Below are 8,835 nucleotides of genomic sequence, written 5' to 3'. Positions count from 1 at the left end.
CCACTCAGAAGCGGTTTTATTCTGAGTTAGCTGAAGCCGTGCCTGCGGAAAGGGAGCCAATTTTGCTTGAGGAGCGAGGCCAGTGCTCTATTGCGCACTTTATATCAAGTACGTCATTTGCTACCCTATATAAATTTTTTTCAAGAAAAAAATATTCACTTTTAATCATCCTTTCTAATTATCTTGCATACCTATAGGTATTAGATTATGTGCGTTTGTCGCATGTTTTCATAATTCGTCTTGCTTCGAAAAGAGGTGACACCATGGCAGAACATACGGAGGAAGATGTTAAATTACTAGCTAGATTAATGAGAGCTGAAGCAGAAAGTGATGGCCAACTTGGAATGTTAATGGTCGGTAACACAGGTGTTAATCGCGTCCGTTCAGATTGCTCAGATTTCACCAAATTAAACAATTTAAGAGACATGGTCTATCAAAAGCCTGGTGGATTTGAAGCAACCCAAAAAGGCTACTTTTATCAACGTGCACGTCAGAAAGATATTGACTTAGCACGAAACGTAATTAAAGGGGAAAAGTATCACCCTGCAAGTAACTCCTTATGGTTTTTCATGCCTGAAGGAAGTTGTCCCCCGCAATGGTTTGGACAATGGAATTTAGGTCGCTACAAATCGCATTGTTTTTTTAGCCCACTTCAATCCGAATGCCCTAGAGTTTTTTAAAAGTTTACGTTAGTGAATGGAAGCAGGTCATACAATGAATTTTGCTTCTACTATCATAGATAGGTTCACAACTATGAAGGGAGAGTTTTTTTAAATGAGTAATGAAGAAAATCGTCAGATGCCCGAGGGATATTATCCAAGTTACAACCCAGGAGCTGCAGCTGCACCCGGAGCAAACATAGCCCAAGGTCAAGGTGTACCTAATCCTAATTACCAAGCACCTTATGGTTATGGGCAGCAAGGTCCATATTATCCACAAATACCAGCAGGTGCACAAATAGGTGGACCAATTCCACAACAGCCTTTTCAACAAATGCCAACATCCAATGTACCAGGTATGCTTCCAGTTGAAGAATCCTACATTGAAAACATATTACGACTAAATAAGGGTAAATTAGCTACTGTTTACATGACGTTTGAAAATAATGAGAGATGGAATGCAAAAGTATTTAAAGGGATTGTAGAAGCAGCAGGTAGAGATCATATCATTCTTAGTGACCCAGAAACAAATAGACGCTACTTATTACTGATGGTTTATTTGGATTATATTACATTCGACGAAGAGTTGAATTACGAATATCCTTATGGAGCTCCTTTAACCACTTATCCACCTAGATAACATAGAGCCTTTTCACCGCGGATTATAATCAGATTTTCTAAGGCACTAAGTTAACCCTTGCCGCTTTTCGCTGCAAGGGTTATTTTCTAATCCAACTTAATAGAGGAGGAAAGACATGAATCATCCTTATAAAAAATTCGTTCAACTTCAAATTTTCATGATGTTTTTAACACTTTTTTTAGGGATAATCGCCCTTGTAAAAAGCAGTGTTTTCTTGGCATTAATCACTTGCTTCACTTTAGCACTTAGTTTTGCCTTTGAAGGTATAGTTGAACTAAAGAAAAAAAACACCTTCCACTTCGGCCAACAACTTCTTCGTGCACTTATTATAGTCATTTTTGTTTGTTATTTATATTTCAAATAAAAGATGCATCTAAATAACTATAAACGGATTTAGATGAATTTTACAACCGCATAACCTAATAACACCCAACCGATTAAGAAAGCTACTCCACCAATCGGCGTAATCATAGCAAAGGTCTTTATTGCCGTTGTAGAGTAGATATAAAGACTACCTGAAAACAACAAGATTCCAGCCAAGAAGAACCACCCAGCAATGTTAAAACTACTACCCTGATACTTTATTAATAACAAGCCTACGATAAATAAAGCAATCGTATGAAACATTTGATAGTTTACCGCTTTTTCCCATGTTTTAATTGCTTTTTCAGAGATTTTCCCTTCTAACCCATGAGCACCAAATGCTCCTAGTGCAACGGCTAAAAAGCCATTTATTATACCTAATAATAGAAATATTTTCATATTTTCACCTCTTCAAATTATAATTAAAAATCAAATATAGAATCGCCATTTGCTTCCCCATGATTAACGTAAGACGCTTGAGATTGGCTAGTCTGCTTCGTCGATTTTGGTAGTTCTATATTCCCCATCATCTTTTTCAATTCTAGGTCTTGATTTAATTTATCATGATTAACATTTTTTTGATCTGATTCTAAAATTAAATCACCTAACAATTGAACTGCTCTTACGTGTTCACGAACACCATCTGACTGTTCTTCTTTTTCCATTGCCTTTTGAAGTTCTGCAATCATTTTTTGTAAGACAACCTTGTTAGAAATAGCCATCTCATTATCCCTCCATAATCAAACATAGTCGATTTATATGATACCTAATGAATTTAAGAATATAAGTAATATAATAACAGGCGCTAAAAAACGTACAACAAAATACCATACATGTCGAAGTGGAGAATGCGTCAGGTCAGTTGCCTCAAATGCTTCTTGTTTCTTGAATTGCCAGCCGATAAATAACGCCATCGCCAAACCACCTATTGGTAAAAAGATATTCGATGCAATTAAATCCATCGTGTCCATTATGTTTCTATCACCAATTAGCTTAACACCAGCTAAAGTTCCCATGCCTAAGGATGCACCTATGCCTAATACAAAGATAATAATACCCGCAAAAATAGAAGCAACACGTCTACTCCATGAATTTACCCGTATAAAATAAGCAACCGGCACTTCTAATAATGAAATCGATGAAGAAATTGCCGCTAAAGATAATGCTAAGAAAAATACAGTACCTACTATTCCCCCAAACGGCATCTGGTTAAATATATCCGGTAAAATAATGAATACAAGACCTGGCCCAGAATCTGGTTGAACATTAAAAGCAAATACAGCAGGAAAGATTACGATTCCTGAAACTACTGCAAATAACGTATCCATTAGACCAATACCTACTGTTGCTCCGGGAAGCCGATCTTTACTGGACAAATAGCTACCATAAGTCATCATCGTTCCTACACCTAGGCTTAATGAGAAAAATGCTTGTCCAAGTGCTGCTAAATATACTGACGGGTCATTTAATACAGACCAATCTGGTCTAAATAAAAACTCCATCCCTGCCATTGCCCCGTCTAATGTTAAACTATAAGCCGCCAACAATAAAAGTAAAATTGCTAAGACTGGCATAAAGATTTTATTAGCTAACTCAATTCCTTTTTTGACGCCAATAAGTACGATGAAAATGGTGATCGCCATAAACAGTCCATGCCAAAGCAACGGTTGATACGTTGTCGTCGTGAAAGCTTCAAACATTGCTCCATAACCTTCAGCAGGTTCAACAAAAAATTGTCCATTCAAATAGTTCCATAAATAATATAAAGCCCAACCTGCAACAACGCTATAAAAGCCCAAGATCAAAAATGCACTGCCGACTCCTAAAAAACCTACTAGAAACCAAGGTTTCCTTGGAGCTAACTTCTGATAGGAACCCACCACATCACTTTGCGCTTTTCTACCAATACTTACTTCCGTTAACAATAACGGCACCCCAATGATTAAAACACTTAGTAAGTAAATGACTAAAAACGCTCCGCCTCCATTTTCTCCGGCAACATAGGAAAACCTCCAAATATTACCTAAACCAACAGCTGAACCCATTGCCGCCAGCATGAAACCTAATCTAGATGCCCAACTTTCTCTGTGCATAACCTAACTCCTTTCAAACTTAATAAAATGATTGTATAACAAAACATTAAATTACTTTGTATAAAGTCTGTACATATTAACTCATTATTCAAGTAGCTTTTTTTGTTATAATTAAAAAGCCTAAGTACACTACCAACTAATACATGACCCGATGAGAACACGCTTTATATCATTTAATTTTTGCATTGACTACACTATTTTACACAAAACTAAGCTATCTCGCGAGTTTATATTGGCTACCTATTATAGAATATGCTACGTTTAAAATAAATATTGTGCAAATGGAATAAAGGAGTGATCCTATGGAGACATGGTTTGGAGAATCAATAGAACAACAATTTAACACCTTTTCGACTAGCCATATTACCGGATTATTTCTATTCTTTATTATAAGTATTGCTTTAATAATTCTAATAAAAAAATTTTCTACTAATCCAAAATCGCTTGAAATGATTCGTTGGGTATTATTTGGGATACTAATCCTTTCAGAACTATCTTATCAGGTATGGGCAGTTGTTAATAACACTTGGAGTATAAGAGACCGTGGACCACTACACTTATGTGGAATTGCATCAATTACAGTAACATTCGCTCTATTACTAAAAAAAGAAAAACTAATCCAATTAAGTTTTTTCATCGGAATTATACCTGCTTTTCTAGCATTAATCACCCCTGACATTCCTTATGATTTCCAACATTTTAGGTTTTGGAAATTTTTCATTCATCATATGGCAATCGTGTGGGGTAGTATTTTCCTTGTCTTAACAACAAATACAAAGATACATGTACAATCTTTTATTTCATCCTATGTTTTCCTTGTTTTATATGCCATCGTAATCGGTTTCATTGTAAACCCACTGCTTCATTCAAATTTTTTATATTTAGCAAATACTCCTGCATCAACAATGCTTCGTTTATTTGGAGAAGGTGCTTGGTATTATATTAATCTTGGATTAACTACCCTACTTTTATTTTTCATTCAATTGCGAGTGTATCTTTATTGGAAAAAACGTAAAGATAACTAGTGAAAATAAAAACAAATAAAAAAGCCTTGAAATACAAGACTTTAACAAGCTGTATATATAATTACTAATTACAATTTACTTTACATTCTTCCTCATGTTGTTCATAAAGCCATACCAAGAAGTCCATTTCTCTTTGGTGCAACTCTCGACTCAACTGATTTTCTACCTCTTTCACAAAACACGATAAGTCATTCATTCTTATAAATTCCCCCTAAAATGAAATCGCTTCCACATCCGTTGGTATTATGATTTCATTCTATCCTTTATTTTTTGAACATTCAATACCTTTTGATTAATAAAGTGGTTTTTTTATGAAAGACTATTACAAGCTTTATGTACTTTTCTCACCAATTTTTAGTCAAAATCATTTTCTTATGAAATTTTTCACCCAAAACAAAACAACTTTAAGCCTCTTTTTTAAACTTTATAAAATTACTGATTTGCACTATTAAACCAGTGAGGTGTTACACTTAATTAGTAGAATAGTAGAATAGTAGAAAGGGGATACTATGAATAATAAAATTAAACACGGACTTGTAACAATTGGTGATGCTAGCGATATTCAATCGATTCAACTTGTAACTGGCGGTGATATCAATCAAGCATTTAGAGTCCAAACAAAAGATAACGTGTATTTCGTTAAAGGAAATCATAACGTGTCTGAGAACTTTTTTGCTATAGAAGCTCAGGGGCTTAAATTAATTGATGAAACGAATAGTATCGGAGTCCCTCATGTATATTATTATGATCAACCCAAAAATGATGACGATGCAATTATGATTATGGAGTGGGTGGAAGGGCAAAAGAAGAAAGATACAAACGCGAAATTAGGAACCCAACTTGGACACATGCACTTAACTACGAATGATCAATATGGTTTCAATGAAAATACCTTTATTGGGACTTTACCACAACCAAATGATTTATTTGATAATTGGATTGATTATTACCGTGATCAAAGATTACTAACCCAATATAACATTGCAATTGATAAAGGTAGAATGTCTTCTATACGTAGAGACAAGATGGAAAAACTTTTACAAAACCTAGATAACTTATTGGATCGCCAACCAAAGTCATCTTTACTCCATGGAGACTTATGGGGTGGTAATTGGTTAACTGGATCTGAAGGGGCACCTTACTTAATTGATCCTTCCGTTTTTTATGGCGATCATGCATTTGAGTTAGCATTTACAGAATTATTTGGTGGATTCTCGCTTGACTTTTATGAAGCATATAACAGTGTCTTTCCATTACCATCTTATTACGAAGAAATAAAGCCCATATATCAATTGTATTACCTACTCGTTCATCTAAATATGTTCGGAGAAAGTTATGGTAATGCCGTTGACCAAATTTTAAATCGGTATGTTAAAGGTTAAAGTTTAGATGAACAAGTTCTTGCTCACATTTTTTGAGTAGTGGACTTGTTCATCTTTTTATAGTTGATAAAGATCAAACTGAATCAATAATCATAGTTATGTTTTCTAATTCTACGGCCTAGTATACTTTTCAATATGGTTACTCTACCTTCTATTAATAACTGAAATGATGATATTACTAGTTTATTAGATAGAACCAAAATAATTGCGATGGAAACAAATACAAGCGAGATAGCATCAATCAGACTGTTCCCATTAAATAATTCAGCTTCTCTGAAGTACTGTATAAATAAACCATGTAACAAATATATATATAGTGTTTTCTGACCTATATTCGTTACTATCGTTTGTTTTCGAGGAATCCATGCCATAACACATACCGCCATTAAAAGAGCCACAAGATAAACACCAAAACGAAATAACCCACCTAGCAATGGTGCACCCATTGCCTCATATGACTGAGAGCCTAGCAACCAATAAACAGAAAAGTTTGGTGTAATGGCAAGACATAGTCCTACAAGCGGCAACACGATTAATGACGTTATTTTTACTATCTTGCTTTTCACCAAAAGTACATGTTCTTTGGTTAAAAAGTAGCCTATTAGGAAAAATGGAAAAAACACAAACGTTCTAGATAAACTGAATATATGTCCAATAGAATCTATATAACCAATAATAATTGCAATCTCAGTTGCGATGATAACTCCTAGAATGGCTGGAAGTTTTTTAAAGACAATCAAAAGCATATTCCAACAAAATAAACTTAGAAGAAACCAAAGTGCCCATTGGGGTTCATATACGGTTGTCTGCCAATTATTCATACCAATAGCATAATAATATATGGTATAAAACAACTGAAATATAAGGTATGGATATAATAACTTTTTAGCTAGCTTAACAATATAATTTTTGGTTCCAAATCCCTTTGCAAAGAAACCACTTAAGAAAACAAAAGCTGGCATGTGGAAAAAGTAAATCCAGTAATATAACACTTCTATTATTTTCGAGTCACCTATTAACGGTTGGATGGAATGCCCAAAAACAACTAAAAAGATTAAAAAAAGCTTAGCATTATCAAAATAAAATTCTCGATTCATCATGCTCATCCTTTTCTTGGTGAAGTTATCCTCTTACCTCTATACCCTTTCTATTAACATATTCGCAGTAAAGTACCATTTTTAATGGGTCTGTAAATGGATTGTAAATTAGATGGCTCATTGTAATAAAACTGTTATACCTTTGAAAATAATTGTACTTAAAAACAGCACAAATCGTATAACGATTGTGCTGCCTAAGAAAATATCATATTAAATAAACTTATAAGACATTGGACTATGCCTTTTTTCTTGTTTGTTTCTTTTTTGGTGTTGCAGCTTTTGGTTTGGTCGTTTTCTTGGCTGTTGCAGTTGTTTTCTTTGGTGCCGTCGCTTTTTCCTTTGGTTGTGGTTTTGTTTTTTGTGCTTTATCTAAGGAAGCTTCTAATGCTTCCATTAAGTTTGTAACATTAGTTTGTACAGGCTTTTCTTTTGCCGTTGTTGTCTCGTCTTGATTCTTTTTCTCTTCTATTAATTCGAGTAAAGCTGTACGATAATTATCTTTATATTTTTCCGGATCAAATTCTGATGTTAATTGATCGATCAACATTTTAGCTGTATCTAATTCTTTTTGTGGCGTTTCAGCCTGTTCTGGAACATTTGGTACATCTTGAACATTTCTCACCTCATCCGGATAATGGATTGTTTCCATCACCAAAGTGTTTTCATAAACACGAATTGCAGCTAGTTGCTCTTTTGAGCGTATCATCATTTTAGCTACACCAATTTTCCCGGTTTCTTCTAACGCTTCTCGTAATAATGTATAGGCTTTTCCTCCACCTTCGTTAGGTGATAAATAATAACTTTTTTCAAAATAAATAGGATCAATTTCTTTTAATTGAACAAAATCAACAATCTCTACTGCTTTTTCTGTTTGTTCTTCCTGTAATTCAGCAATCTCTTCTTCGGTTAGCATGACAAATTTATTTTTAGCATATTCATATGCTTTAACGATATCGTCAGTTCCTACTTCTTCTTCACAGACAGGACAAACTTTTTCATATTTTATTGGAGATTGACACTTTTTATGGAGTTGTCTTAATCTCACGTCTTTATTTTCTGTTGCGGCATGAAGCTTTACGGGAATATTAACTAAACCAAAGCTTATCGTTCCTTTCCACATTGTGTGCAACTGGACCGACCTCCTTTTTCTTTTTAGTTTACCGAAATTACTCCACTTTATGAAAATCTCGTTTCTAAAAAGCTTTTAAGAAAAAACGGGCAAAAAACGTCAGCTCCTGATAAGCTTAAATCTAAGTTGATAGAAAGTGCGCAATAGAGCACTGGCCTCGCTCCTCAAGTAAAATTGGCTCCCTTTCCGCAGGCACGGCTTCAGCTAACTCAGAATAAAACCGCTTCTGAGTGGATCTTCAGCTCGTGGGACTGCGATTACTCGCCCCACCCTAAAACATTCGCTGTTCCTGCAGGACAAGGAATGCTTCGGCAGCAATACATCGCACGAAGAAAATCGATTTGTATTTTCAAGGAGTGTCGCCAATTTAACTTGATACGCTGAAAAACAGCATCTATTGAATAATCTTTCTTATGATTGTAAAGTTTTTTAATATGTTCCGTTACA

12 protein-coding genes and 1 pseudogene are annotated in these 8,835 nt (G+C 34.7%); 6 read left to right on the top strand and 7 right to left on the bottom strand.

Annotated elements, in window-relative coordinates; all coding sequences use genetic code 11:
* From QQS35_RS14860 to QQS35_RS14845, 4 genes are all read left to right on the top strand, one after another.
* Positions 1-197 (top strand): hypothetical protein (locus QQS35_RS14860; RefSeq protein WP_285933007.1); only part of this gene is annotated, 197 nt, incomplete at its 5' end.
* A gap of 66 nt (positions 198-263) precedes the next feature.
* Complete coding sequence (locus QQS35_RS14855; RefSeq protein WP_285933006.1) at positions 264-680, top strand: cell wall hydrolase; 417 nt, start codon at positions 264-266, stop codon at positions 678-680.
* Between the two features lie 94 nt (positions 681-774).
* Positions 775-1,299 (top strand): spore coat protein GerQ, encoded by a 525-nt coding sequence (gene gerQ / locus QQS35_RS14850; protein ID WP_285933005.1) that lies wholly within the window; start codon positions 775-777, stop codon positions 1,297-1,299.
* A gap of 115 nt (positions 1,300-1,414) precedes the next feature.
* A complete protein-coding gene (locus tag QQS35_RS14845; RefSeq protein WP_285933004.1) occupies positions 1,415-1,663 on the top strand; it encodes a hypothetical protein in 249 nt (82 codons plus the stop codon).
* Positions 1,664-1,692: 29 nt separating this feature from the next.
* On the opposite strand, the gene QQS35_RS14840 is transcribed toward QQS35_RS14845, so the two are convergent.
* Genes QQS35_RS14840 through QQS35_RS14830 form a run of 3 tightly spaced genes read right to left on the bottom strand, consistent with a single transcriptional unit; the run spans position 1,693 to position 3,755 of the window.
* Positions 1,693-2,061 (bottom strand): DUF423 domain-containing protein, encoded by a 369-nt coding sequence (locus QQS35_RS14840; RefSeq protein ID WP_285933003.1) that lies wholly within the window; start codon positions 2,059-2,061, stop codon positions 1,693-1,695.
* Positions 2,062-2,084: 23 nt separating this feature from the next.
* Entirely contained in the window at positions 2,085-2,384 is a 300-nt protein-coding gene (locus QQS35_RS14835) for a YwdI family protein (RefSeq protein WP_285933002.1), read from the bottom strand.
* A 33-nt stretch (positions 2,385-2,417) separates the two neighbouring features.
* Positions 2,418-3,755, bottom strand: coding sequence for a sodium-dependent transporter (locus QQS35_RS14830; protein ID WP_285933001.1), 1,338 nt, complete (start codon positions 3,753-3,755; stop codon positions 2,418-2,420).
* 302 nt (positions 3,756-4,057) lie between these two features.
* On the opposite strand from QQS35_RS14830, the gene QQS35_RS14825 reads away from it, so the two are divergent.
* The gene (locus QQS35_RS14825; protein WP_285933000.1) at positions 4,058-4,780 is read left to right on the top strand and encodes a YwaF family protein; all 723 of its coding nucleotides are present in this window, start codon (positions 4,058-4,060) and stop codon (positions 4,778-4,780) included.
* A gap of 64 nt (positions 4,781-4,844) precedes the next feature.
* On the opposite strand, the gene QQS35_RS14820 is transcribed toward QQS35_RS14825, so the two are convergent.
* Complete coding sequence (locus QQS35_RS14820; RefSeq protein WP_285932998.1) at positions 4,845-4,976, bottom strand: hypothetical protein; 132 nt, start codon at positions 4,974-4,976, stop codon at positions 4,845-4,847.
* A 313-nt stretch (positions 4,977-5,289) separates the two neighbouring features.
* Here QQS35_RS14820 and QQS35_RS14815 point away from each other — a divergent pair, with 313 nt between their 5' ends.
* Positions 5,290-6,162: a fructosamine kinase family protein gene (locus QQS35_RS14815; protein ID WP_285932997.1), complete on the top strand. Its 873-nt coding sequence runs from the start codon at positions 5,290-5,292 to the stop codon at positions 6,160-6,162.
* Positions 6,163-6,245: 83 nt separating this feature from the next.
* Here QQS35_RS14815 and QQS35_RS14810 read toward each other — a convergent pair whose 3' ends face one another.
* From QQS35_RS14810 to QQS35_RS14800, 3 genes and pseudogenes are all read right to left on the bottom strand, one after another.
* Entirely contained in the window at positions 6,246-7,259 is a 1,014-nt protein-coding gene (locus QQS35_RS14810) for an acyltransferase family protein (protein ID WP_285932996.1), read from the bottom strand.
* A 235-nt stretch (positions 7,260-7,494) separates the two neighbouring features.
* Entirely contained in the window at positions 7,495-8,388 is an 894-nt protein-coding gene (ku, locus tag QQS35_RS14805; RefSeq protein ID WP_285932995.1) for a non-homologous end joining protein Ku, read from the bottom strand.
* Positions 8,389-8,645: 257 nt separating this feature from the next.
* Positions 8,646-8,835: pseudogene (locus tag QQS35_RS14800) on the bottom strand (hypothetical protein); the annotation flags it as partial.

Origin of the sequence: Aquibacillus rhizosphaerae, assembly GCF_030282825.1 — a bacterium.
In the GTDB taxonomy this organism is placed as follows: Bacteria; Bacillota; Bacilli; order Bacillales; family Amphibacillaceae; genus Aquibacillus_C; species Aquibacillus_C rhizosphaerae.
This window is presented reverse-complemented; position numbering and strand designations above follow the sequence as displayed.

Bases quoted from the DNA above. Each gene is read 5' to 3' on its own strand.
- QQS35_RS14855 (WP_285933006.1), top strand. From the start codon at position 264: ATGGCAGAACATACGGAGGAAGATGTTAAATTACTAGCTAGATTAATG.
- gerQ (WP_285933005.1), top strand. From the start codon at position 775: ATGAGTAATGAAGAAAATCGTCAGATGCCCGAGGGATATTATCCAAGT.
- QQS35_RS14845 (WP_285933004.1), top strand. From the start codon at position 1,415: ATGAATCATCCTTATAAAAAATTCGTTCAACTTCAAATTTTCATGATG.
- QQS35_RS14840 (WP_285933003.1), bottom strand. From the start codon at position 2,061: ATGAAAATATTTCTATTATTAGGTATAATAAATGGCTTTTTAGCCGTT.
- QQS35_RS14835 (WP_285933002.1), bottom strand. From the start codon at position 2,384: ATGGCTATTTCTAACAAGGTTGTCTTACAAAAAATGATTGCAGAACTT.
- QQS35_RS14830 (WP_285933001.1), bottom strand. From the start codon at position 3,755: ATGCACAGAGAAAGTTGGGCATCTAGATTAGGTTTCATGCTGGCGGCA.
- QQS35_RS14825 (WP_285933000.1), top strand. From the start codon at position 4,058: ATGGAGACATGGTTTGGAGAATCAATAGAACAACAATTTAACACCTTT.
- QQS35_RS14820 (WP_285932998.1), bottom strand. From the start codon at position 4,976: ATGAATGACTTATCGTGTTTTGTGAAAGAGGTAGAAAATCAGTTGAGT.
- QQS35_RS14815 (WP_285932997.1), top strand. From the start codon at position 5,290: ATGAATAATAAAATTAAACACGGACTTGTAACAATTGGTGATGCTAGC.
- QQS35_RS14810 (WP_285932996.1), bottom strand. From the start codon at position 7,259: ATGAATCGAGAATTTTATTTTGATAATGCTAAGCTTTTTTTAATCTTT.